The sequence below is a fragment of the Frischella sp. Ac48 genome (assembly GCF_019641635.1).
In the GTDB taxonomy this organism is placed as follows: domain Bacteria; phylum Pseudomonadota; class Gammaproteobacteria; order Enterobacterales; family Orbaceae; genus Frischella; species Frischella japonica.
In genome coordinates, this window is the sequence record NZ_JAETXP010000012.1 from 25,812 (window position 1) to 50,458 (window position 24,647).

Below are 24,647 nucleotides of genomic sequence, written 5' to 3' on the forward strand. Positions count from 1 at the left end.
TCAATTATTATTATGCTGTTAAACGGGCAGCATCTTGAGCAATAACTAATTCTTCATTAGTTGGAATCACCATCGCAATGGCTGAACCATCTTTAGTAATCGTTCCGCCTTTGCCAAATCGAGCAGCAAGGTTACGCTCTTGATCAAGTTCAAAGCCAAGTAGCCCTAATTTTTGAAGTGCCATACGACGAACTTCTTCAGCATTTTCACCGATACCACCAGTAAATACAATAGCATCCAAACGACCATCTAATAACATAGCATAACCACCAATGTATTTAACTAATCGATGGACAAATACATCTAAAGCATTTTTTGCATTCTCATCTGTGTCATAATTTTCAGTCACATAACGACAATCACTGCTAACACCAGTTAAACCGAGTAACCCTGATTTTTTGTTTAATAGGTCATTAATCTCTGCAACAGACATTTTCAAATTGTCATGTAGGAAAAACATGATTGCAGGATCGATATCACCACTGCGAGTTCCCATGACTAAGCCTTCTAATGGTGTTAATCCCATTGAAGTTTCAACACATTTACCATTTTTTACAGCAGAGATTGAAGCACCATTACCCAAATGGCAAGTGATCACATTAGTCTCTTCAACAGGTTTATTTAATAATTTAGCTGCTTGTTGGCTGACATAAAAATGACTAGTACCATGTGCACCATAACGACGAATACCATATTTCGTATAAAGTTCATTAGGAATGGCATATAAATAGGCCTCTTTAGGCATTGTGGTATGAAACGCTGTATCGAACACAGCAACATTTTTTGTTTTTAAATGTGGAAATGCTTTAAACGCTTCTTCAATACCGATAAGATGGGCTGGATTATGTAATGGAGCAAATGCCGCTGCTTCTTTGATGCCAGCTAGCACGCTATCATCAATAACTACTGATTGTGTATATTTCTCACCGCCGTGGACGATGCGGTGACCAATTGCGCTTATATTAGCTAATAATTCAGGTTTTTTAGAAAAAATATTATCTACCAAAAATTTAATTGCCTGACTATGAGCTGCACCAGCACCTAATGAAGCTTCACCTTTTTCACCGTCTAATTTCCATTTGATGCGTGCATCTGGAAGATTAAAACATTCAGCTAAACCAGAAATATACTCATCACCATTTTTTGGATCAATAATAGCAAACTTTAAGGAAGAACTACCACAGTTCAAAACGAGAACAAGATTACTCGACATAATAAATCCTTTTTTTAAAATAAAACAACACCGCCAGCATGATTGCTGTTGGTTGAACTTATTTAAAATGAAAATATATAAAAATTAATCGTAAAGATTAATATGACTTAGGAACTCTATTTAAGACCCTTTTTTTGTATTAAAATAAAGGCTAGATAAAATTCCCAATATTAATACTTATATTTTAAGACAATAAATAGCTAATGTCGAGGAATCCTCTTGTAATGAATTTATTAAAACTGTTTAAGATTGGTCGAAAATATATTTCAATTTGCCCAACAAAATTAACGCTAGCATCTACCTTTCCCGAAATTAAAATTATTAATTATATTAAATCGGCCAGTAAATATTTACCGCCATTTATTGTGGCATTGATAGTATGGCAATACTATATGAACATTGAGCTGGCCATTACTATCCTTACGACAATTTTTGCTTTAAGTCTTCCTTTGCAAGGCATAATTTGGCTAGGTAAACGCGCAACTTCGCCTTTGCCCCTTAGCTTATTAGATCATTATAATCATATTCAAAAATGTTTAATTGCTAAACAAATTATCGGGGCAAAAGCAATAAAAACAGTTAATATAAACTTTATGGATTTTATGCAATTAATGAATCTTGCTAATAGGCATCTTTCTGAAGATAGTGATTCCAATTACTTTACTCACTAATAAGTCAACAATTATGAATAATCAAACTAAATTATTATTACAAAAACTTCAGCAAACAATTGATCAATTAGAGAATTCGATAGAACCTTATCAACAGCTAATACTTAATAGCCCTTGCTTTGATATATCACTATTTAAACGGGCGCCGGCTAAGGCGGGTTACAACTTTTATTTTCTTGAAATTAAGCATAATTATCAAAAATTAGAGGAATTGGTTGAAAAGAATAATCATGGTCAATATTTTGCTGCAATTGAATATTTAACTGAACATTTATGTTATCAAATTGAGGCATTAAATCGAGGACTCGCAAATATTCAACCTGAGGACAGAACAAATAGCCAATTACCTACGCAATCACTTTATGATAAATATAATATACATCTGGATTACTTACGCCGCTTACAAGCCATGAAATACGAATTACAACAATTCGATAAGTCTAATCCTACTCTAATACAGAAAATGACTGTGCTTGATCAGCGGATTGCGCGCTGTCAATATGCACTGATGAAACTTGAAGAACAAATTGACTCGCTATAACATAGTATTCATTTATCCTCCTCACTATTCACTAACAATTTACTATAAAACTCATAAATATAACCATTTATAAGTATCCTAAAATATGGTTATTTGGCTGGTATATGGACAATTATTTAGTAAAACTGTCATCAGTTAATTTAAGTTTTAGCTTAATATAAACTATTATATTTGCATTTTTACAATTGCGTTTTTAACAATACAAAATTATCGAATTTCATACTAATCATCACTTTATGACTTTTGCGTTGTTGGTTTCTCTTCAATACTATTTGAAAAAAAATTCATGAAGATATGACATAAAATATTTAGTTTACCGCCAACGTTAAGTTTATAGAAATATATTTTGGCTTATTCATTATGATTAAATATGGGTGTTTTTACAGCACAAATATATTTATTTTTATCAGAATAGTTATTAACTGCTTATGCAGAGTAATATGAACCATAAAATATAAAATTATGGTTTCAATTTAATTTATGAAAGATATCACCTCATATATCGTTTGTATTTATGCATCGTCAACCAAAGAACCAGCGTTTTTTGAAAAACTCCCTAAAGCAATAGGAAAACGCTATAAGACTACAAAAATTATAGCCAAATCTGATTCTAGTTTTAATTATTTAAAACAGTATTAAAATGTTCAATTCGTCAAATTATGCAATGAAATTAAAAAAACAATGAAAAATAATATTATCAACTAATTATTCAGATAAAATTTTCAAAATAAGCTGAATTGTTTCCACTTAGATCTAAAGCGAATATTGTTATAATAATTAATTACTATATTCTTTTTTAGAAGCTCATATAATAACAATAATTTGTTCGTTAACATCATTTAGTACTATTTTTTAAAATGATAAACAAGGATTCTAACATGAGTAAAATATTTGATGATAATTCACAAACCATAGGTCATACACCACTCATTAGATTAAAACATTTCGGTCATGGCAATATTTTAGCCAAAATTGAATCACGTAATCCAAGTTTTAGTGTTAAATGTCGTATTGCTTCTAATATGATTTGGGATGCAGAAAAACGTGGCTTACTCACACCAGAAGTTGAATTAGTTGAACCTACCAGCGGTAATACTGGGATTGCACTCGCTGCTGTTGCTGCTGCACGGGGTTATAAACTAACCTTAACGATGCCGGAAAGCATGAGCATTGAAAGACGAAAGTTATTAAAAGCATTAGGTGCAAATTTAATTTTGACTGAAGCAGTAAAAGGTATGAAAGGTGCAATCGAAAAAGCTGAAGCTATTGTTGGAAGTGATCCCAAACATCATTTAATGTTACAGCAATTCAGTAATCCTTCAAATCCAGAAATTCATGAAAAAACGACTGGTCCTGAAATATGGCAAGATACAGATGGTAACATTGATATTTTTATCGCTGGTATTGGAACCGGAGGAACGTTTACGGGGATTACACGTTACATAAAAAAAACGCAAGGTAAAAACATTACTGCTGTTGCTGTTGAACCTCTCAGCTCACCTGTTATTTCTCAGGCGTTAGCTGGCCAACCTTTACAACCAGGACCACATAAAATTCAAGGTATTGGCGCGGGATTTATCCCTGATAATCTAGATTTGACGCTTATCGATGTTGTTGAAAAAGTCTCTAATGAAGATGCAATAGAAACGGCGAGACAAATCATGGATAAAGAAGGTATATTAGCAGGCATTTCTTCAGGAGCTGCAGTATTTGCGGCAGACAAAATAGCTAAATTACCTGAAAATAAAGATAAAATCATCGTGGTTATTTTACCTTCATCAGGCGAACGTTACTTAAGTACCGATTTATTTAATGGGATTTTTACAGAAAAAGAGTTAGGTTAATCCTAAAATTTGTTTAAAATATAATAGCTTTACAATAAACATCTTGATTTATGTAAAAAAAATAGCATAATTTATATGCCATTTCGCGTAAATTAATCTAAGGAAATTCAACATGCTTGTTACTTGTATTATTTTAATTATTTTAGGTATTGCAGCTGCACCTTCGATAGTTTTATCTAAAAAACCGAATGCCAAAGATATATTAGATAAATTAGTCCCTTATCAAGGTTGGTTAGGTGTTATTGTTTGTGTAATTGGTATTTGGAGTGCAATTGGCGGAATTTTAGGTATTCAATATCTTCACATTGCTCCGTTTTATTGGTTAGCGGGTATGGCGGTTTCCCTTGTTGAAGTCCTTTTAGGATTTATTATGGGGTTTGGCTTAATAAATAAATACGTTTTATCTCGTAATTCAGCTTCCGAAGAAAAAGGTCGTCAATTACTGGAAAATCTTCTACCAATGCAAGAAAAACTAGGTATTGCGGCTATTATTATTGGTATCGTAGCATTAATTATCACGTTTATCTAAAACAGTAATGGTAAATTTTTTGATTAACTGTGTTAACGCAGTTAATCAAAATTTTGCATACCATATTCCTTTCCTGTTTGCATAATAGAAATAATTTGTTTAATTTTACCTTCTCGTATCAAATTACTCACCGCTGGAATATTTACTAAAATTTCAAATTTTGCTTTGCGTCCTAATTTTTCATCACTAACAAGTTTCTGTGAAATAACAGCTTGCATTGTATGTGCCAATTGTGAACAAATATATTGTTTTGACGTATCGGGAAATAGATCAATCACTCGGTTAAGAGTAGCAACGGCTGAATGAGTATGTAAAGTTGCAAAAACAATATGCCCTGTCTCTGCGGCTTGTAAAGCTGCACTAACCGTTTCGCGATCGCGTAATTCACCAATCACAATAATATCGGGATCTTGCCGTAACATGGCTAATAATCCTTCACGATAACTAGCACAATGTAATCCAACCTGACGTTGTTGTATCAATGATAATTGATTTTGATAAAGAAATTCTATGGGATCTTCTAGCGTAATGATATGTTTCGCTTGTTGTTGATTTATCTGATTAATCATTGCAGTCAATGTAGTTGATTTACCGCTGCCGGTAGCGCCACTGATTAAAATAAGTCCTTGCTGCCTTTGGATTAATTGCTTAAATATTTCTGGTGCATTAATCTGTTCAAAAGTCGCGATATTGGCACGAATATGGCGAAATGATGCTGAAATTCCTCGATTTTGATAGAATATATTGCCACGAAAACGGCAATTTTCATTAATCTGTAAGGCAAAATCAAGCTGTTTATTTTGCTGCAAGTTTAGTAATTGAGCAGCATCTAAAATAGAAAATAATTTATGTTCAAGTTGTTGGTGTGTTAATGGTGGCGCATTCAATCGACTTAACTGACCATTTTGTCGGATTATTATTTTTTCATTACTTGCAAGATGCACATCCGAGGCATTTTGAGTTAAACTTAAAGTTAATATTGATTCCATACTTAAATTGACAAAAGTTAATATGACGATTAAAGAAAATATACATCAGATAAAGCAACGTATTACCGCGATTGCACAACAATGCGAGCGTGATCCTAAACAAATTCAATTAATTGCTGTAAGTAAAACTAAACCTATTTCAGCCATAAAAGAAGCCATTGAAGCAGGTCAGCGATTATTTGGCGAAAACTATGTTCAAGAAGGCATAGCAAAAATTGAATATTTTCAAAAAAATCATACTAATCTTGATCTAGAATGGCATTTTATTGGTCCGTTACAATCGAATAAAAGCAAATTAGTAGCCGAAAATTTTTCTTGGGTACATACCATTGAGCGAGATAAAATTGCTAAGCGGCTTAATGAACAACGACCTAATCATTTACCAGCAATGAATGTCTTAATACAAATTAATATTAGTAATGAAGTAAGTAAATCAGGGATCGCACCTGATGAAATGTTCAATTTGGCTAAAATCATTCAGGAACTGCCTAATTTAAAACTACGCGGACTGATGGCTATTCCAGCCGAGACAACTGATTTACAACAACAAATTGTGACATTTAAACGAATGTATGATTTATATATACAACTACAAAATCGATATGAAAATATTGATACTTTATCTATGGGTATGACACATGATATGCAAGCTGCCATTACTGCTGGTAGTACAATGGTAAGAATTGGTACCGCCATCTTTGGTGCCAGAGAATACAAGTCTGCGATTATATGATATAATCTGTAAATTAATATAAAGGAGTTTTTTAATGTCACCTTTGTTCTTTATGTTTAATACAGCTGCGACTTGTGCTGTATACTTATTTTTATTACGACCTTGGATGCAATATACTGGTGTAAATTATTACAACCCTTTTGCCCAAATTGTTGTAAAAATCACGCAGCCAGTTATTAGTCCACTAAGAAAAATATTTCCAGCCCTTGGAAAAATTGATACTGCATCATTTATTGTCTTATATATTATAGCTGTTATTAAGTTATTGATTATTTTTTACTATAGGAAGTTGAATATATATATAGATTTTCAGTCTTGGCAATGTCTTATCTTTGCACCGTTAGTGATTATTTATAGTTTTGGTTATTCAATGTTCTGGTTTCTGTTAATTCGAGCTATTTTAAGTTGGGTAGGTCATGGTCAATCACAATTAGAAATAGTACTTTATCAACTTACTGAACCAGTTGTCTCACCGATTAGACGAATCATTCCACCGATTGGAAACATCGATATTTCTTTTATGATTTTTATGTTTGGCTTAACATTTGCCAATATCCTATTTAGTAATTTTTTTGGCATATGGTGGGAAATTCTATCACTATAATCTTATGAAGGCCCTTTTATAAAGGGCTAATCTTTCTTTGTACTTATCAACTAAACTGCGTTGTGGCTAAGTATATTTAAAAAGTAAAATTATAGGATAGTTAATCGCTGTTGAATATTAACATAATACAATCTCTTAAAATTCACTAACAAAAGGTAGGTATTAGTATTCATTAAGTCAAAAGTTATATTATCTTTTACTATCTAAAAAACCATAACTTTGTAGTAAAATGAGACCCATGTTATATAAACAATGGGTAATTCATATCTTAAATTATAATAAGCGATAAAATATTTATTCAATATTCTGGATCTGTTCGCGCATTTGTTCGATAAGTACTTTTAATTCAATCGCTGAAGCGGTAACATCCGCATTGATAGATTTAGAAGCAATTGTGTTCGATTCACGATTAAATTCCTGCATCATAAAATCCAGACGTCGCCCTATTGCTTCATTTTTCTTTAAAATATTAAAAGTTTCCTTTACATGAGTAGATAAACGATCCAATTCTTCAGCAACATCAATACGCTGCGCAATAAGAATCAGTTCTTGCTCAAGCCGGTTTGGATCAAGTTCAACATTGATTTCTTCCAATTTAGATTTAAGCTTATCCTTTTGCCATTGTAAAATCTGTGGCATCCATTGACGAATTTTATAAACTTCAAGGGTGATAGCTTCTAATCTTTGAATAATTAATGCTTTTAACGCTTTACCTTCACGTTCACGGACTTGAATAAAATCATCAATTGCCTTTTCTAACAACTGTAAAATTTCTTGTGATATTGTATCAAGATCTTGTTCTTTAGCTGACATAACACCTGGCCAACGTAATATATCAGTTACATTAATCTGGCCAGCTGGCGCTTGTTCTTTGATCCAATTTGCCGCTTCAATTAATTGATTGGCTAAATCACGATTTAATATTAATTGCTGATGCTGATTTGCTAGATCTAATTCAAAATGTAAATTACATTCAACTTTACCGCGTGTTAAACGATTTCTTAATTTTTCACGGATAATCGGTTCTAATGAACGTAATTGTTCAGGTAATCGTATATAAGTTTCCAAATAACGTTGATTTACCGAACGTAGTTCCCAACAAGCTGTTCCCCAATGAGCATTTATTTCTTTTCTGGCATAAGCCGTCATACTTCTTAACATACATTATAATCCTACTATATAAAAAATTTATCCATCATAGCATATTCTAAAAAATGAATTACAACTAATACTATTTATCATAATTGACTGCATTAATTTAATAAATCCAAGTTATTATGATAATTTTTAATAATCCCATGTAGCAATATTAACGATAATCTGATATATATAAATTATTAAAAATTAATAATTTATATATTAAACTGACCATCAATTATTTATTAAGGGGTGAAAAATGAGTGGTAAATTCGAGATCTTTAAAAGTGAAAAAAATCATCAATTTTATTTTCGTCTTAAGGCACGTAACGGACAGATTATTCTACAAAGTGAAGGTTATTCAACCAAAGCAAATTGTTTGGCAGGCATTGAATCTGTCAAAAAATATGCTAATGATGATAAGGCATATCATAAACATGATTATCATTTTGATTTAAAATCGACAAAAAATGGCCGGATTATTGGTTCCAGTGAGAAATATAACAGCAATTCCGCAATCAATAATGGCATAGATTCAGTCAAGAAAAATGCGCCAACTGCACATATTGAAGATCTTAGTACTAAAGCATAAATTGACGTTAATAGCTAACGAAAAGGTCCTCTTTTAATTAAGGACCTAATTAATTTTCTTTAGGCTTACGTTTGTAACTACAAGAAAAATTCCATTTTGTAATCAATCTATTTTCCAAAATAGCTATGTGCATTATTTGCTAAATGCTGTATAATGTTGACTTAGCTTAGGCTAAACGTTACAAATTCTGATTTGCAACGTCCTCCTAATTCGTGTTAAATCTATTTGTCAATTTTCTGGAGAAATACATGCGCCCTTCCGGCCGAACAGCGGAACAAATCCGCCCAATAAAAATTACACGTCATTATACTAAACATGCTGAAGGTTCTGTACTAATTGAATTTGGTGATACAAAAGTACTTTGTAATGCAACAATTGAAGAAGGGGTTCCTCGATTTTTAAAAGGTCAAAATCAAGGATGGATAACTGCAGAGTATGGTATGTTACCAAGAGCGACTAATACCCGAACCCAACGCGAAGCGGCAAAAGGTAAGCAAACTGGAAGAACCATGGAGATCCAACGTTTAATCGCTCGTTCACTAAGAGCTGCTGTTGATCTTAGTCAATTGGGGGAATTTACTATCACTGTTGACTGTGATGTTATTCAGGCCGATGGAGGAACTCGTACTGCATCAATCTCCGGAGCCTGTGTTGCCCTATATGATGCTTTAACCCAAATGGTTAAAAAAGGTCTATTAAAAACCAATCCTTTTAAAGGTTTTATTGCTGCTATTTCAGTTGGTATTGTTAATGAGCAAGCAGTATGTGATCTTGAATATATTGAAGACTCTAACGCTGAAACTGATATGAATGTCATCATGACCGATGATGGTAAAATAATTGAGATTCAAGGAACCGCTGAAGGTGAACCATTTTCCCATGAAGAATTATTAACGCTGTTAGCATTGGCTAAAGATGGTATTTCAACAATTATTAAACACCAAAAAATAGCACTAAATATTACTTCATAAACTTTTTTGAATAAGCGACATAAGTCGCTTTATTTTTGCTTAGAATAATATTACATAATATACGAGTCTGGAGAATATATAATGAAATCTTATAAACGCCAATTTATTCAATTTGCATTAGAACGACAGGTATTGCGATTTGGCGAGTTTACCTTAAAATCCGGACGCAAGAGTCCCTATTTTTTTAATGCGGGTTTATTTAATACTGGTAAAGATCTCGCGTTATTAGGTCGCTTTTATGCTGAAGCCTTAATCGATGCAAATTTAGATTATGATGTCATTTTTGGGCCAGCTTATAAAGGGATTCCAATTGTTGCTTCAACAGTCGTGGCGTTATCTGAGCATCATAATATTGAAGTACCTTATTGCTTTAACCGAAAAGAAGCAAAAGACCATGGTGAGGGAGGTAATCTAGTAGGAAGTCCGATAAAAGATAAACGCGTTATGTTAGTTGATGATGTTATCACCGCTGGAACTGCCATTCGTGAATCCATGCATATTTTAGAAGATAATCATTCAAAACTTGCCGGTGTACTCATTAGTTTAGATCGCCAAGAAAAAGGACGAGGTGAACTGTCAGCTATTCAAGAAATCAAACAAACCTATCATTGTGATGTCATTTCGATCATCACCTTAAGTGATTTAATTCATTATTTAGAACAAGATGGTAAAACAAATGAATTAGCACAAGTAAAAGCCTATCAAGCACAATATGGTATAAATTAATATAGCGATAATCTATTTCGAAAAAATCAATTAACTATTTAAATGATTATAATACGCAAGCCTCCCCATAAATCGGGAGGTTTAGCTTAGCTATTAAATCGGTATCTCATTAATCACCTTCTTAAGCTTTTTCGCACAATCATTCGGTTAATCAATATTTAATTTCAAGAACTATTTTTCCTATATTAACTCAGTAAATACTTTAAATTTAGGCCATACATGTCGCTTCATCTATGGCCCATAATTAGTTGCTTTTTATAGGTTATGATCAACTCAAATTAGAACCAAACTTCAGTTTGTACGCCAAAACTAAATTGATGATTTTTACCATTGAAATCAAATTTACTCATATCATTATGAATTGATCTGATATAAGAAGCATAAAAACGGATATCAGGTCTGGAAGATAAAATACTTTCTTCCACTTTAAATGAATGGAATAGTGTAGCTTTGTAACCTTCTTCCTGATAGGACTTACCATGAACTTTATTTTTTTGGTTAAAATATCCTAGCTCAACACCTGATTGATTATAGTTATCCCAAATATAGGCTGGACGAACAGCTGATTTTATACTGTTAAAATCAGCGTTAGCCATTTTCAAATCATAAGAGTAGACATCTTGGCCAGTGGTTAACGCTAATGCATGAGCCATAATAACCTTATCAGCTAGATATGCTTCCCCCTGTGAGACTAAACGATAAGCTTTACCTCCGGTATGTTTACCCAAATAATCATTATTAGAATTTGAAGCAAATTCAGGATTATTGGTATTAATATTAGCAAATTGAGCAGCGACTGAATTGGTTGCTGTTTGCAAAGTGAATTGATTAAAACCACCAAAAAACTCATTTTGGGTGAGAATTAAACTGGCCAACCAAGCATTTTTAACCGTAATATCATCTTGAAGTTTAGATTTATTCGGCGCTGAGAATCGAATATTTGCCCCAAGTGTAGCATCTTTCCATAGTGGAATATCATAATAACGGACTTCAAATTCGTTAAGATCAACTTCCGTTTCATTTTTAGCATCAGGTGCAAGTGGTGGTTTTTTCAATTTAACATTTACATCAGCTCTAACAACCGCTAAATCAACTTTACCGACGCCAATATCAAGGTTTTCGATTCCAATTCCTCCACCTGCTGGCGCTTTTTGCGTTTTCCAGTCGAGCATCTGTATTTCGTTGTAAAACAATGAGTGTTTACCTACCCAAAGTTTAGCTTCGGGAAACCCAGGCACAAATCCGATGGTAGAGAGATAAATATCTGAGAATTGCATAAGGTTATCATCTTGAGTATTAAATAATCCGGCTGCTCTATCTGTAGCTACATTACCATCGACCATTACAATAGCATCAACACGACGACCATTATTATCATAAACTTTTTGTTTAAAGATAAAATCATACCAACCGCCGTACTCATTACCAAAACGACCTAAAGCGCCTTCAGCATAATTTTTCGGTCTACCGTTGGCTGATGTTGACCAACCACCGCGAAAATAACCATTAAACGAAAAGCCGATTTCATCCTTAATATAATCTTTAAGTTCGGTCAATGTGAATACATTTTTAACACCTGAAGTATCTGTTGCACCATCTTCTAGTGGATCATTAACTAAAACGATTTGATTATTATCCATCGCTTTGGTTTCCAATATTGGATGCGTTTGTTTAGCCACTTGTTGTGTCGTCGATTTTGTCTGATTTTTATTAGTTGATTGAGTGGTTTTCGCAGTAACTTGCTGAGTATTAACAATACGTTGTTGCTGTAAATTGGTATTGAGCTGTGCTAATTGTTTGTTAGATTCTATAACTTGTTTTTTCAAATCAATTGATTCTTGGGTGAGTTCTAATAACTTCTGCTCTAGTAATGAAATTCTTGCTTCTAACTCCTGTTGCGTCGCCCCCCAGCTACAAGGTAAATATAACAGTCCCAACATTGTTATCAAGGCAATTCGTTTATGTTTTAAATTAAGTTGATAACCCTTATTCTGTTCTCGGTTTAACGATGAATATTTCATTTTTCCTCTACTCTAGGTTGATAACTATAAAATGTCAAAATTAAAAGCAAAAAAAAACCTAGAGAATAGATGAAAACATCTATTCTCTAGGTTTTGCCCGTAAAACTTCGGTAACAATCCAGTATTGATTACTAGGTTAATATAACGAATAAAAGATAGGTTTCAAACATTAAATACCAATATTGTGACTCTTATCACTTTCTTAGTAATTGTTTTAATCTTTAGCCATTATTTTGCATATTTCATTGCTAAAACCGTTATATTAATAAATATAATAAAATTTAAGCGATTATACTCGAATGTAATATTTACAAAAATTTCTTAAATTTGAACCTAAAAACAACACAGTATCATATTAAAAAATCAATAAAAAATCTTTACAAATTAGTTAGTTATATTATATTTTAGCTTACATTTTAAAATTATAGGAATTAAGATGAAACGAAAATTATTGCTGTTGATGTTAATCAATTTTAGTATTGCAGGAGCAGTATATGCTCAAAACCAACTTAATGAAAATTATTTACTTTCGTCTAACATAGAGTGGCAGCAAGCTAAATATGGTAAAGAAATGATAGCTGTAGGCAATATTACCACGAAGGTTATTGATAAAGTTAAATTTAAACCAGATATTGCTGAATTTACTGTCACTTATACTACTGAAGCAAATAATTATCGTGATGCTGCCAGCCAAAATGCCGAGAAAATGAAAATTTTTAATCAATTTTTAGTTGATAGCGGCGTGAACGAGAAAGATTTAACAACCGTCAGTTATCGTAATTATGAAAATGAAATAAACCAACCTATTGACAGTCAGTCTAAACAGTATCGTTCTACTTATCTTATACATTTAAATATCGATCAAGCGCAATTTTTTAACACTATTGAGTTATTAGATAAACATAATATTCATGATATTTCTCAAGAAAGTAATCAAGCCTACTATGTATTTGAACTGGAGCAATTAGCCAATTCACAAGAACAAGCAAAACAATTGATACAACAACAATATCAAATTATTACCGACGAACTCAAAAAATTAGGTAATAATTCCATGACAATTACCGCCTATGGTAATCAAGAAATTTCACCTAAGACCACAATAGTTAAAACATACAATGTAAAAAATACGTTAAAAATTAAAGTTAGGAATTTTGATTTAATTAGTAAGATAATGACCAAAGCGCAAGAAATGAATATCATTGTTAATGACGACTTAAACTATGATGTATCAGATGAAGCAATAGAGCAAATTTTACAACAACATGAACAAACACTCTATAACAAATTAGCAAATAAAGTAGGACGTTTAATCGGTAAACAATACAAGCTTGGTGATGCAATCAGTTTAAATTATTATCAACAAAATAACAGTTTTAGCAATAGACCTAAATTATATGCTGGAGCATATAAGCAATATGCTTCGGAATCAAAAAGAGGTGAAATGGTCGAAATCCAAACACCTGAAGAATTTGAAATGGAAATTATATTGGATGGTTCTTTTGAAATCACTCGCTCAATTAATTCAAAATAATTCTTTGCTATGATTGTTATCCCCTTAAACCAAATATCTAGGGGATATTATAGCGCTATAACTGTAAGACTAATTGTTTATCTACTTGGGGGTCGATTAATGTTACATGAAAACCAATTAATCGCACCCCACGATCTTTGCGTCGCTCGTGCCAAATTTGATATGCTTGATTGATCAAATCTTGTTTATTTAATTTTGGATAAATATGTTCTTGCGTTGTTATTTGGAAATCATGAAATTTAAATTTCACTCCTTGCCTAGCAATTGAAAAATCAGCACGGACTTTACCTAAACGAGTTTCAAGCTCACTGTAAAGCGAATCAAAAATTGTTAAACACGCTTCCCATGAATACAGATCATGAGCAATTGTTCGTTCCACACCTACCGATTTACGTTGCCGATCATTATTTATTTCTCGGTCGTCAATCCCATTGCAACGTTCATACAATATTCTGCCAAATTTACCAAATTGATTAAGTAGTTTTGATAAATCATAATCAATCACATCACGACAGTAAATCAAACCTAATTCAGACAAACGTTTTTCAGTTACTTTGCCTACCCCTGGAATTTTCTTTAATGGTAAATCGGTAATAAATTGTGTCACTTTATCTGGAACAATAACATATTGCCCGTTAGGTTTATTTATATCTGAGGCTATTTTAGCTAAAAACTTTAGTGGAGCAATTCCAGCAGAAGCCGTTAAGTTAAGCTCCTTTGCGATTTTCTGTCGAATATCTTGTGCTATCAATGTCGCAGAACCATGAAATAATAAACAATCAGTAACATCTAAATAAGCTTCATCTAACGATACAAATTCAATAAGATTTGTATAACGTTTAAAAATTTGATGAATTTGTCCTGAGACTTCTTTATAAACATTGAACCGTCCAGGGATCACAATTAAATGTGGGCATAACTTTATAGCTTGAGCCATAGACATAGCACTATGAATACCATATTGACGCGCAAGATAATTTGCCGTGGCCACAACGCCACGCTTTTTGGGATCTCCTCCTACCGCTATTGGCATATTACGATAACGAGGATTATCACGCATCTCAACAGCAGCATAAAAACAATCCATATCAATATGAATTATCTTCTTCATTATGATTCAAAATAAATTTTATTAAATAAAGTGAAATGGTTAAAAACAAAAAATGATTAACAACTGATTTAATATACAGTAAAAATGGATAATATACTATAGCAAATTATAATCTTACATTGAAAGATTATGTAATTTTCCTATTCGTTAGCAATGAAAACTGGCATAATAATCACCATATATTCATCAATAAGTTAATCATTATAGTAAATTATCGTGTCAGATATCATAAATAATAAGCTTTGTAATCGTTTTCGTGGGTTTTATCCCGTTGTTATTGATATTGAAACCTCTGGATTTGATAACAAAAACAATGCCATTTTAGAAATTGCCGCAATCACATTAAACATGAACCAAGATGGATGGCTTAACATTGATGAAAAATGTCATTTCCATGTCAATCCTTTTGAAGGCGCAATACTCGAACCTTCAGCCCTCGCCTTTAATGGCATCGATCCTAACAATCCATTACGAGGTGCTGTTGATGAAAAAATTGCTATCGATGAAATCTTCAAATTAGTACGAACAGGGATTAAAGCCCATGATTGCACACGTGCTGTCATTGTGGCGCATAATGCCCACTTTGATCATGGTTTCATGATGGCAGCTGCTGAACGCTGTAAAATAAAACGTAACCCTTTTCATCCCTTTGCAACATTTGATACAGCATCTTTAGCCGGGTTAGTTTATGGTCAAACTGTGCTAGCAAAAGCCTGTGAAGTGGCTAAAATTCCATTCGATCAAAAAGAAGCACATTCAGCCTTATATGATACCGAAAAAACCGCTGTATTGTTCTGTGAGATGATTAATCGATTTAAACAACTTGGTGGTTGGCCATTAACTAACTGAATTTGATTAATTAAGTAAGCGAAGCTTGAGATACTTGTTAAACATTAAATTAATCTTCCATTGTTTATTTGATCTTTGTTGAATAGCATCAAGTATTTCCGAAACATTCTGATAATAATAGTTCGGCTTTTGGATTTCTGATGCATTACATTGACCTTGATGAATAGAAATTTCAGCAATTGCCTGTTCACATTGTCTGGATAATAATAACCAATGGCTACCTTCTTGATGGTATGAATCAATATAGGTGGGTGATTCATAACACCAACCAACTAACGCTTGTTGTACTTTACCTTGAGCTAAGTCGATCAAAGCAGGGAGAAAAATTTGTGACCAATTATTGGATTGCGTTGCAACAAATAAATTAGGACCTTTTAAATTTAAAGCTTGGGCAATATAAAATGAAACAGCATTATTAATACTATTAATAAATTGGAAAGGTCTTGGTATTTTATGTTGAAATATATCCAACTGTAGATCATACATATTACTCGGTGAACTAAAACTCGAAGTAATATAGACACCGCAGTTTTTTTGTATTTTATGCATTGGTAATGCACCTAATAACGCGAGCAATGTTAAACGAGTTGTTCGACGACTTAATATCTGAAATCTTTGTTTAAGCTCAAGTTTGAGTCCTTTTTCATCTATGTTTGCCGTTGTCAAATATTGAGATTGTTGATGTAGATACAGTTTTTCCATTAATTAGTTATCTCCAAAATTAATGAGGTATTATTACCGCCAAATCCTAAGCAATTTAATAAATAATATCCAGAAGGTAATGCGGTCAATACTTTTTTGCCGCTAAATTTATCTTCAACATCCCCTTCATTGTCTTGGTAATGCGGCAAAATTGGCATACGCTGGGATTGGAATATTAGTAATAGCATGATGGTTTCTAATACACCTGAGGCACCTAATGTGTGTCCCAAATAGGATTTAAAAAATAATAACGGTGGCTCACTAATAAATGTGGCGGCTATACTCTGTTGTTCAACATTATCATTAACAGGACTTCCGGTAGCATGGGGTTTAATTGCAACAATTTCGAATGGATTAATTCCCGTTTGAGTCAAGGTATCATTGATTAATTTTGCTACTACTTTGGAATCGGTTGTCGTAATATTACCAATATCACATTCATTCTTACCGTCATGTAAAATAAAGTGATTGTAATGATCGGGATTTGGTCGATCACTGATTGCAATACAACCAACGCCTTCGCCTAATATTAACCCATCGCTGTTAGACGAAAAGGGTGAATTAAATTTGGCCGTTAAAAGCCCTAATGAATAAAAACCTTCCAATGTAACGGAATTAAAAGCTTCAAAGCCTACAACCAGTGCTCGTTTAATAAGTCCCTGACGAATATAACGTTGAGCATACAATAATGCATTTGAACCGGACGTACAGGATGTCGCAATATTAATAACCGATAATGCTGGCCATTTTAATTTAAGTTGTTCAGTTATTTCACTCAATGAGAAAGGTTGGTCATGACAGGCCTGGGCTAATCTTTCTTGCTCAATATTGAAAAAACGAATTTCATGTGATGACAATGAGAATGAGGTAGAGGCTAGAAATATCGGGATTTCATCTAATTGCGATTCGCACCAGTGACACGCATGCAAAGTGACTAAAATTTGTTTTGCGATTTTATCTACTATTTCCCTCAATGTTAATCTGTTTTTATCAAAAGCAGGAAAGTAATAAATTTGCTTTATTTCATTATCAAAATGTAAACTTCGTAATTGTGGGCTTTTGGGCCGAGACATCATATTAGCGACAATCGTTTGGCAACCATCACCCTGCGCACAGATAGCTGAAAATCCATTAATATAAATTTTTTTCATTCAATTATTCATTAATTTGTTGCTGAACATAATCACATAAATTTGCTACACACATCATATGTTTTCTAACTTCACGATCACCCTGTAAACGAACACCGAATTGCTCTTTAAGCGCTACACAAATTTGTAAAGCATCTAGCGAATCCAACATTAAACGACTTTCTGGTCCAAACAATGGTTCATCATCGGTTAACTGTTCTGCACTTAAAGTCTCTTCTTTTTCAGCTTCAGTAATAATTAATAGTTTTAATTGCCATGTAAGATTTTCCAATTTCATCCTCTTTTAATAATAAGTTATTGATATTATTCCAAACCACCAATGTCATTTAAATATAGCGTTTATTCAATTGGCGATAATATATCGCGCTAGCTAACGATAAAAATATACATGCAAAGCAAATTAACGATAACCATTGGGGTAATATTTGCGTAAAATTATATTGATTTAATAATAAATTATGAAAACCAGTTAATGCCCATGACATAGGTGAAATCAAGCTTATCGTTTGCATTGTTTCTGGCATCATATAACTAGGTACCATAATTCCGCCTAATGCAGCCATTAGAATATTGCCCCCCCCGCCTAATACCACTGCATGTTCAGCTGACTTTGCCAAGACGCTTACCAATAATGCATAGCCTAATGCGGATAAACTAATGGCTATCGACAGCATCATATAAAACCAATAAGGTCCTTGCAATACAAACCCCGCAATACCAACTAACGGTAAAACATAGATACCAAGTAGAATCATGCCCAAAAATTGCAATTGATTAATAATAAAATAGGGTATAAGTTTAGCAAACAATAATCTGGTCGCAGATGCCTTAGCTAATTTTAGGCGAATGATCGTGTTGGTTTGTTTTTCACATGTCATTACATTCGATAACGGTATCATAATAAAAAACATACCAAAAATAAGCCAAGCTGGCACACTTTGTTGTACTGAACTTGGTTTAACAACCACTAGTCCATTTGTATTTAAAAACTCTTCCACAATGATGTTAGTTGTTAAAAAATTAGCCAATTGTTGCTCTAAAATCATGTTTTGAGTCGTATTGTACTGATGTTCGGGCACACTATTTTGTTGCGTCAAAAGATAGGGAAGCCGATATTGTAAGTAAATTTTCTGTAATATCGCTTCTAAATTAAGTAATCTAAGAGCATCCGTTCCGGCTAAGCTTACTAATTGCAGAGGTTCATCATGCGTTAAATCTGTTATCGTGGTATTTGGATTGATAACTAAAATATCGTAATGATTTTGAATTAATTGAACTTTAGCTGCATCTTGATCTATTAGCTCAATTGAATCAACATGAAGATTATTTTGGTTCTTCAATTCGTCTATCAGTAATAAATTTATAGGATTACTCGCATCACCGACTAACGCTATTTTGCTATTTTGGTTGACATCATCGCTTTGACTTAATGCTACTGACATGATCAACATGAAGATCATTGGCATGAGAAATAACACGGCTATACCATGTAGATCACGACTTAAAAGGTGAAACTCCTTAATTATTGCTGCAATCATTTGTCATCCTTATTGATGAAAGCGGTCTGATTTAGAAAATTTAGATAAAACGACTCTAATGAACCATATCCATATTGGACATTTAGTATTTCATAATTTTTTAAGCTATTTAATACACTAACTAATTGAATTGCCAGAGTATTAATACGAATGATATATGATGAATGATTAGCTACAACTGAACCATGAATACTTGCCAAGAGGTCAGCCGAAACCGGTTTACTTAAAGTAATTAAGCATTGTTGATGACCATTTTGGGTTAAAATGTTATCAACAGTATCACAATATCGCAGCTTTCCACCCTCGATAATGGCAATTTTGTGACATAAAGATTCGATTTCTTGCAAATAATGTGAGGTATAAATAATGGTTACGCCTTCCCGACTTAATTGCTTCACGCTATCGAGAATAAACTGTCGCGAAAGAGGGTCAACCCCAACGGTAATTTCATCCATAAATATGAAAGAAGGTGAATTAATTAAACCAATGGCAAAATTTAAACGCCGTTTTAATCCACCTGAAAGATTTTTTGATAGCGTGTTTCGATAGGATAATAGGGCCACTTTTTCAAGTAAAGAACATAAAAAATTGCGGTTTTTTATGTGATACAGTGATGCAAAAAATTGTAGATTTTCCCATACTGTTAATTGAGGATAAAAAGCATACTCTTGAGGTATTAACGAAATACGTTGCGATTGTTGAATTGAAAGTTTAGCTAACGACTGATTATGATATAAAATTTGCCCAGATTGAAGTGGTAATAAACCAGTCATTAACGAAATTAATGTCGTTTTACCCGCTCCGTTTGGTCCCAATAATCCAAAACATGTTCCCGATTCAATAGCTAAATCAACATTTGATATTGCATTTTGATTAGATTTAGCATAACAATGACTCACATTTGAGAGTTTTAACATATAAATATTCAGTGGATTTATTATTTTTATAATTAGAATTCTAACATAATATGTTATGATGTTGAAATCGGTATTGTGCCAGCAGTTTCATCTGATAATAAGTTTATAAATTAAAAATAACAATGAAAAATAAAAAAAATGTACTTTTGGTGTATTATTCACAAACGGGTCAATTAAAACAGTTAGCCGAAAAATTTGTATCGCCTTTATCGAATCATGATGAAATTAATTTAGAAACCTTAGCGATTAAACCCGAGGTTTCTTACCAATTTCCATGGTCATTTATTCGGTTTTTTGATACTTTCCCAGAAACAGTGCGTTTAACCCCAGCGCCAATTATCACTCCGGAATTCAAGCAACAGAAATATGATTTAGTCATATTAGCTTATACGGTATGGTTCTTATCGCCAGCTCAGCCTATTACTGCTTTTTTACAACATGAAAAAACCAAAGCAATTTTCGCTAATACACCAATTGTAACTTTAATTGGTTGCCGTAATATGTGGCTGATGGCACAAGAAACTGTAAAAAAACACCTAAAAGAAGCTCAAGCCAATCTAGTTGATAACGTAGTACGAATCGACTCATGTGGTGGTCCTGCTAGTTTTATTGCTACACCATTATGGATGTTTACTGGTAGTAAACAACCGGTATCTTGGTTACCAAAAGCAGGGATTTCTGAAGAAGATATCAATGAATGTACGAAATATGGCGAAAAAATAAAATCTGTTTTACTAACGCAACCTTTTATTAACGAACCTATGCTAAAAAATATGGCAGCAGTTAAAGTTAATGAGAGGTTGATCCTAAGTGAAAAATTTGGACATCGCAGTTTTAATTTTTGGGGTAAGTGGATAATACAAGCAGGAACAATATCGCCCTATTTGCGTCATGCTCTACTGTATTTTTATATTCTATTTTTAATTACAGTTATATTAACTGTTGTACCTATTAGTGCATTAATTAAACTATTATTGTCTCCTTGGTTAAAGAATAAAATCCATAAGCAAAAACGTTTATTTAGCTGGCCATCGGGCGAATAAGTATGAGTTATAATATGAACAATCAAAACGTATATATAAATAAAATTTCAGTATTTTTACCCAATGATCCAATTGATAATCAAACTATGGAGCACATTCTTGGTCAAGTTGGAGAAAAACCGTCAAGAGCTAGGGCGATTATATTAAAAAGTAACGGCATAAAAACACGATATTATGCGATCGACCCGCGAACGCGTCAGGCTACCCACAGTAATAGCGAACTTGCAGCTCAAGCAATTAAAACATTATATAATGATGATCTACAAGCAATTAAAAAAATGACATTTCTAGCTTGCGGTACATCTTATCCTGATCAAATTATGCCCGGACACGGTGTTATGGTTCATGGCGAATTGAAAACCAGTCAACCTTGCGAAGTTCACAGCTGTGCAGGGGTTTGTGTAGCAGGGATGTCAGCGCTAAAACAAGCCTATAATGCCATTAAAACAGGAGAACACCATACTGCGATTGCCTGTGCTTCAGAAACCGCATCCGCCGTTATGAGAAGTGAAAATTTTCAAATTGAAATTGAGCAAAAAATTAACCAACTTGATATTCGTCCAGAAATCGCTTTTGAAAAAGATTTTCTCCGTTGGATGTTATCTGATGGCGCCGGTGCAATGCAATTGAGTAATCAAGCTAATCCGCATTGCTTATCACTTAAAATTCATTGGATTGATCTATTATCCTATGCCAATGAAATGCCTGCTTGCATGTACGCAGGTGGTGATTTCCATGATGACAAGTTTATTGGTTGGAAACAATATACGCAAACCGAGCAACAGGCTCAAAGTTTATTAAGTGTCAAACAAAACGTTAAACTTCTCAACGAGAATATAGTCAAATATACTGTTGAGAAAATGCTTGCCAATTCAATAAAAAAACATGATCTAAAAAATGAACAGATTGATTATTTTCTACCTCATTATTCATCAAATTATTTTCGTGATAAATTATATCAAGGATTAGTGAATATTGGTTTCCATATACCTTATGAAAAATGGTTTACTAATCTTAGCTCAAAAGGAAATACAGGCTCTGCTTCAATCTACATTATATTAGAAGAATTTATCCGCACCCAGTCATTAAAACATGGTCAAAAAATACTTTGTTATATTCCTGAAAGTGGACGTTTTTCATCATGTTTTATGTTATTAGAGGTTATTCACCCCAATAAGCAGGAACAATAACCATGGATGTAAATCAAATCCCACAAGACAAAAGTAAAACTTATGGCGGTCATGCCAAAATTATTTATGCGACTACGGAAGGAAAATATACATCGGCGACAAGTGATGGCTGGCAAGATGAAGAGTATGCAACTTTACAAGCTGTTAATGCATTAACAGAGCAAACTCAACATGCCTATGATTTAGTAAAATCTGGTCAAAAATCACCGCTATTTTATTATATGTTTGCCTACCGACATGATGTGACTAGTCTGGCTCAGACCAGTGGTTTCTTCCGTTGGCAAATTAGGCGACATTTAAATATTAAAATATTTAATCAATTATCAGATAAAAAATTAATGCGTTATGCACAGGCGTTTAATTTATCCATTGAACAACTTAAACAACTGCCTGATCAAATTACATCGAATGGTATTAATGATTCTTTCGATGAACATTAACTTATTATCAATAGAAATTTTATGACAATTGAATCATTTCAGCACCAACATACGGCCCATTGTGAAAGTGGTGTGATGTCCACACTACTAAAACATTATGGATTAGATTTTAGCGAACCTATGCTCTTTGGTTTATCTTCAGCGCTCACTTTTGCCTATTTACCAATGATTAAAGTATCAGGTATGCCCTTAATAGCCTATCGTATGCCGCCCAAAACAATTATAAGAAATTCTTGTAAAAAGTTAGGCTTACAGCTAAATATGTATAAATTTTCTTCGCCAGCACAGGGGATGCAAAAATTAGATCTTGCATTACAAAATAACCAATTAGTTGGCTTACAAACCTCAGTATTCTGGTTGCCATATATGCCAGAAGCATTACGCTTTCATTTTAATGCTCATAATATTTTAGTGTATGGTAAAAAAGATGATCATTATTTGATCAGCGATCCGGTTATGGAAAACCCGGTAGCGTGTCCAAGAATTGATTTGGAAAGAGCGCGTTTTGCTAAAGGTGCGTTGGCTGGCAAAGGGCTTATGTATACGTTAGATCTCAGCAAACCCATTAATCATTGTATTGATTTAGTTCCACTCATCCGTAATGCGATTGTAAAAAATGCACGACAAATGCAGGCTCCACTCCCCTTTGTTGGTATTAAAGGTATTCATTTATTAGCTAATCGAATTCAAAAATTAAAAAAATCTCGCAAATCTGATCAATATAAAAAACTTTATCTTGGCCATATTGTGAGAATGCAAGAAGAGATAGGAACCGGAGGTGCCGGTTTCCGTTACATGTACGCATCATTTTTACAACAATCAGCATATTATTTTCCAACTAATCAGCAAACCTTATTACTAGATGCAGCCAAATTCATGACTGATATTGGTGATAATTGGCGTCGATTTGCCAGTCGAACGGTAAAATTATGTCGAAATTTATCAGAAAATGGCTTTTATGATGTTGCGCAATTATTGCATCAAGTTGCTGACGATGAAAAAAAACTTTGGCAAATGCTTATCAAAGCAATGAAATAAATAAAATTAAAATGGCATTGTGCTATGTTAAAAAAAACATAGCACAGAACGTAATCTGTATACCATTATGCTGTCTGATACTTACTACTAGTATTTTTTATCAAGGTTTGTAATTCACCCGATTGGAACATTTCTATCATAATATCACAGCCCCCTATTAGTTCACCTTCAACCCAAAGTTGGGGAAATGTTGGCCAGTTTGCATAAACAGGTAATTCGGCACGTATATCTGGATTTTGCAAAATATCTACATAAGCAAAAGGAACTCCACATTGGGATAAAACTTGTGCAGCTTGAGCTGAAAAACCACAACTTGGTAATTTCGGTGATCCCTTCATATAAAGGAGAATTGGATTTTCACTAATTTGTTGTTGAATTTTTTCAATGGTAGTCATAAATATCTCATATCAATAATAGTTAAATAACGTCGTTATATTAACTTAAAAGTAAAATGACAGCTATTGATATTAACTATCATTACAGTTGTTAAATTTAAAAAATAAATTTTTTTTAATAAGTGTAAAATTATTATTCGACCTATGTTAATAACATATTTATTTTAG

At 33.1% G+C, this 24,647-nt stretch carries 26 protein-coding genes; 15 read left to right on the plus strand and 11 right to left on the minus strand.

The features are described 5' to 3' along the window. Nucleotides 1–10: 10 nt before the first annotated feature. Nucleotides 11–1,213, minus strand: coding sequence for an acetate kinase (locus tag JMI89_RS08765; RefSeq protein WP_187755347.1), 1,203 nt, complete (start codon nucleotides 1,211–1,213; stop codon nucleotides 11–13). A 224-nt stretch (nucleotides 1,214–1,437) separates the two neighbouring features. Between JMI89_RS08765 and yfbV the strand changes: the two genes are divergently transcribed. The 4 genes from yfbV (at nucleotide 1,438) to JMI89_RS08785 (ending at nucleotide 4,798) form a co-directional block, all read left to right on the plus strand. Continuing rightward, nucleotides 1,438–1,884 (plus strand): terminus macrodomain insulation protein YfbV, encoded by a 447-nt coding sequence (gene yfbV, locus JMI89_RS08770; protein ID WP_220679864.1) that lies wholly within the window; start codon nucleotides 1,438–1,440, stop codon nucleotides 1,882–1,884. 13 nt (nucleotides 1,885–1,897) lie between these two features. Continuing rightward, a complete protein-coding gene (priC, locus tag JMI89_RS08775; protein WP_220679865.1) occupies nucleotides 1,898–2,425 on the plus strand; it encodes a primosomal replication protein PriC in 528 nt (175 codons plus the stop codon). Nucleotides 2,426–3,303: 878 nt separating this feature from the next. After that, the gene (gene cysK, locus JMI89_RS08780) at nucleotides 3,304–4,269 is read left to right on the plus strand and encodes a cysteine synthase A (protein ID WP_187755350.1); all 966 of its coding nucleotides are present in this window, start codon (nucleotides 3,304–3,306) and stop codon (nucleotides 4,267–4,269) included. 112 nt (nucleotides 4,270–4,381) lie between these two features. After that, the gene (locus JMI89_RS08785; RefSeq protein WP_187755351.1) at nucleotides 4,382–4,798 is read left to right on the plus strand and encodes a hypothetical protein; all 417 of its coding nucleotides are present in this window, start codon (nucleotides 4,382–4,384) and stop codon (nucleotides 4,796–4,798) included. A gap of 41 nt (nucleotides 4,799–4,839) precedes the next feature. Here JMI89_RS08785 and JMI89_RS08790 read toward each other — a convergent pair whose 3' ends face one another. After that, the gene (locus JMI89_RS08790) at nucleotides 4,840–5,787 is read right to left on the minus strand and encodes a type IV pilus twitching motility protein PilT (protein ID WP_187755352.1); all 948 of its coding nucleotides are present in this window, start codon (nucleotides 5,785–5,787) and stop codon (nucleotides 4,840–4,842) included. A 22-nt stretch (nucleotides 5,788–5,809) separates the two neighbouring features. Between JMI89_RS08790 and JMI89_RS08795 the strand changes: the two genes are divergently transcribed. Continuing rightward, nucleotides 5,810–6,520, plus strand: a complete 711-nt coding sequence (locus JMI89_RS08795) for a YggS family pyridoxal phosphate-dependent enzyme (RefSeq protein WP_187755353.1) — start codon at nucleotides 5,810–5,812, stop codon at nucleotides 6,518–6,520. A gap of 34 nt (nucleotides 6,521–6,554) precedes the next feature. Further along, a complete protein-coding gene (locus JMI89_RS08800) occupies nucleotides 6,555–7,124 on the plus strand; it encodes a YggT family protein (RefSeq protein ID WP_187755354.1) in 570 nt (189 codons plus the stop codon). A gap of 294 nt (nucleotides 7,125–7,418) precedes the next feature. On the opposite strand, the gene JMI89_RS08805 is transcribed toward JMI89_RS08800, so the two are convergent. Further along, nucleotides 7,419–8,285 carry a YicC/YloC family endoribonuclease gene (locus JMI89_RS08805; RefSeq protein ID WP_187755355.1) on the minus strand — a complete coding sequence of 289 codons (867 nt, stop codon included), beginning with the start codon at nucleotides 8,283–8,285 and terminating at the stop codon, nucleotides 7,419–7,421. Nucleotides 8,286–8,520: 235 nt separating this feature from the next. On the opposite strand from JMI89_RS08805, the gene JMI89_RS08810 reads away from it, so the two are divergent. The 3 genes from JMI89_RS08810 to pyrE all read left to right on the plus strand — a co-directional run bounded on the left by JMI89_RS08810 (nucleotide 8,521) and on the right by pyrE (nucleotide 10,550). After that, nucleotides 8,521–8,853 carry a YegP family protein gene (locus tag JMI89_RS08810; protein ID WP_187755356.1) on the plus strand — a complete coding sequence of 111 codons (333 nt, stop codon included), beginning with the start codon at nucleotides 8,521–8,523 and terminating at the stop codon, nucleotides 8,851–8,853. 248 nt (nucleotides 8,854–9,101) lie between these two features. Beyond that, nucleotides 9,102–9,824, plus strand: a complete 723-nt coding sequence (gene rph / locus JMI89_RS08815) for a ribonuclease PH (RefSeq protein ID WP_187755357.1) — start codon at nucleotides 9,102–9,104, stop codon at nucleotides 9,822–9,824. Nucleotides 9,825–9,905: 81 nt separating this feature from the next. Continuing rightward, the gene (gene pyrE, locus JMI89_RS08820; protein WP_187755358.1) at nucleotides 9,906–10,550 is read left to right on the plus strand and encodes an orotate phosphoribosyltransferase; all 645 of its coding nucleotides are present in this window, start codon (nucleotides 9,906–9,908) and stop codon (nucleotides 10,548–10,550) included. A gap of 278 nt (nucleotides 10,551–10,828) precedes the next feature. Here pyrE and JMI89_RS08825 read toward each other — a convergent pair whose 3' ends face one another. After that, nucleotides 10,829–12,571: a carbohydrate porin gene (locus tag JMI89_RS08825; protein ID WP_187755359.1), complete on the minus strand. Its 1,743-nt coding sequence runs from the start codon at nucleotides 12,569–12,571 to the stop codon at nucleotides 10,829–10,831. Nucleotides 12,572–13,007: 436 nt separating this feature from the next. Between JMI89_RS08825 and JMI89_RS08830 the strand changes: the two genes are divergently transcribed. Further along, nucleotides 13,008–14,105 carry an SIMPL domain-containing protein gene (locus tag JMI89_RS08830; RefSeq protein WP_187755360.1) on the plus strand — a complete coding sequence of 366 codons (1,098 nt, stop codon included), beginning with the start codon at nucleotides 13,008–13,010 and terminating at the stop codon, nucleotides 14,103–14,105. A 55-nt stretch (nucleotides 14,106–14,160) separates the two neighbouring features. Here the strand turns inward: JMI89_RS08830 and dinB are convergent, their stop codons facing one another. Next, nucleotides 14,161–15,216 carry a DNA polymerase IV gene (gene dinB, locus JMI89_RS08835; protein ID WP_220679867.1) on the minus strand — a complete coding sequence of 352 codons (1,056 nt, stop codon included), beginning with the start codon at nucleotides 15,214–15,216 and terminating at the stop codon, nucleotides 14,161–14,163. Nucleotides 15,217–15,432: 216 nt separating this feature from the next. Between dinB and rnt the strand changes: the two genes are divergently transcribed. After that, on the plus strand, nucleotides 15,433–16,065 hold the full coding sequence (gene rnt / locus JMI89_RS08840; RefSeq protein ID WP_187755362.1) for a ribonuclease T: 633 nt from the start codon (nucleotides 15,433–15,435) through the stop codon (nucleotides 16,063–16,065). A 6-nt stretch (nucleotides 16,066–16,071) separates the two neighbouring features. Here rnt and JMI89_RS08845 read toward each other — a convergent pair whose 3' ends face one another. Genes JMI89_RS08845 through JMI89_RS08865 form a run of 5 tightly spaced genes read right to left on the minus strand, consistent with a single transcriptional unit; the run spans nucleotide 16,072 to nucleotide 20,373 of the window. Next, nucleotides 16,072–16,767 carry a hypothetical protein gene (locus JMI89_RS08845; protein WP_187755363.1) on the minus strand — a complete coding sequence of 232 codons (696 nt, stop codon included), beginning with the start codon at nucleotides 16,765–16,767 and terminating at the stop codon, nucleotides 16,072–16,074. After that, on the minus strand, nucleotides 16,767–17,918 hold the full coding sequence (locus JMI89_RS08850) for a beta-ketoacyl synthase N-terminal-like domain-containing protein (protein ID WP_220679868.1): 1,152 nt from the start codon (nucleotides 17,916–17,918) through the stop codon (nucleotides 16,767–16,769). The genes JMI89_RS08845 and JMI89_RS08850 overlap by 1 nt, the downstream gene beginning before the upstream one ends. Nucleotides 17,919–17,922: 4 nt before the next feature. After that, the gene (locus tag JMI89_RS08855; RefSeq protein ID WP_220679869.1) at nucleotides 17,923–18,189 is read right to left on the minus strand and encodes an acyl carrier protein; all 267 of its coding nucleotides are present in this window, start codon (nucleotides 18,187–18,189) and stop codon (nucleotides 17,923–17,925) included. Between the two features lie 55 nt (nucleotides 18,190–18,244). Further along, complete coding sequence (locus tag JMI89_RS08860) at nucleotides 18,245–19,456, minus strand: ABC transporter permease (RefSeq protein WP_220679870.1); 1,212 nt, start codon at nucleotides 19,454–19,456, stop codon at nucleotides 18,245–18,247. Further along, a complete protein-coding gene (locus tag JMI89_RS08865) occupies nucleotides 19,453–20,373 on the minus strand; it encodes an ABC transporter ATP-binding protein (protein WP_220679871.1) in 921 nt (306 codons plus the stop codon). Before JMI89_RS08865 ends, JMI89_RS08860 begins: the two co-directional genes overlap by 4 nt. A gap of 122 nt (nucleotides 20,374–20,495) precedes the next feature. On the opposite strand from JMI89_RS08865, the gene JMI89_RS08870 reads away from it, so the two are divergent. From JMI89_RS08870 to JMI89_RS08885, 4 genes are read left to right on the plus strand one after another with little or no spacing between them, the layout of a single operon-like run. Beyond that, on the plus strand, nucleotides 20,496–21,416 hold the full coding sequence (locus JMI89_RS08870; RefSeq protein WP_220679872.1) for a dialkylrecorsinol condensing enzyme: 921 nt from the start codon (nucleotides 20,496–20,498) through the stop codon (nucleotides 21,414–21,416). 14 nt (nucleotides 21,417–21,430) lie between these two features. Continuing rightward, nucleotides 21,431–22,606, plus strand: a complete 1,176-nt coding sequence (locus JMI89_RS08875; protein WP_220679873.1) for a beta-ketoacyl-ACP synthase III — start codon at nucleotides 21,431–21,433, stop codon at nucleotides 22,604–22,606. 2 nt (nucleotides 22,607–22,608) lie between these two features. Beyond that, nucleotides 22,609–23,046, plus strand: a complete 438-nt coding sequence (locus tag JMI89_RS08880) for a hypothetical protein (protein WP_220679874.1) — start codon at nucleotides 22,609–22,611, stop codon at nucleotides 23,044–23,046. Nucleotides 23,047–23,067: 21 nt separating this feature from the next. Next, on the plus strand, nucleotides 23,068–24,084 hold the full coding sequence (locus JMI89_RS08885) for a BtrH N-terminal domain-containing protein (RefSeq protein ID WP_187755370.1): 1,017 nt from the start codon (nucleotides 23,068–23,070) through the stop codon (nucleotides 24,082–24,084). Between the two features lie 65 nt (nucleotides 24,085–24,149). Here the strand turns inward: JMI89_RS08885 and JMI89_RS08890 are convergent, their stop codons facing one another. Next, entirely contained in the window at nucleotides 24,150–24,479 is a 330-nt protein-coding gene (locus tag JMI89_RS08890; RefSeq protein ID WP_187755371.1) for a Grx4 family monothiol glutaredoxin, read from the minus strand. Nucleotides 24,480–24,647 lie beyond the last annotated feature (168 nt).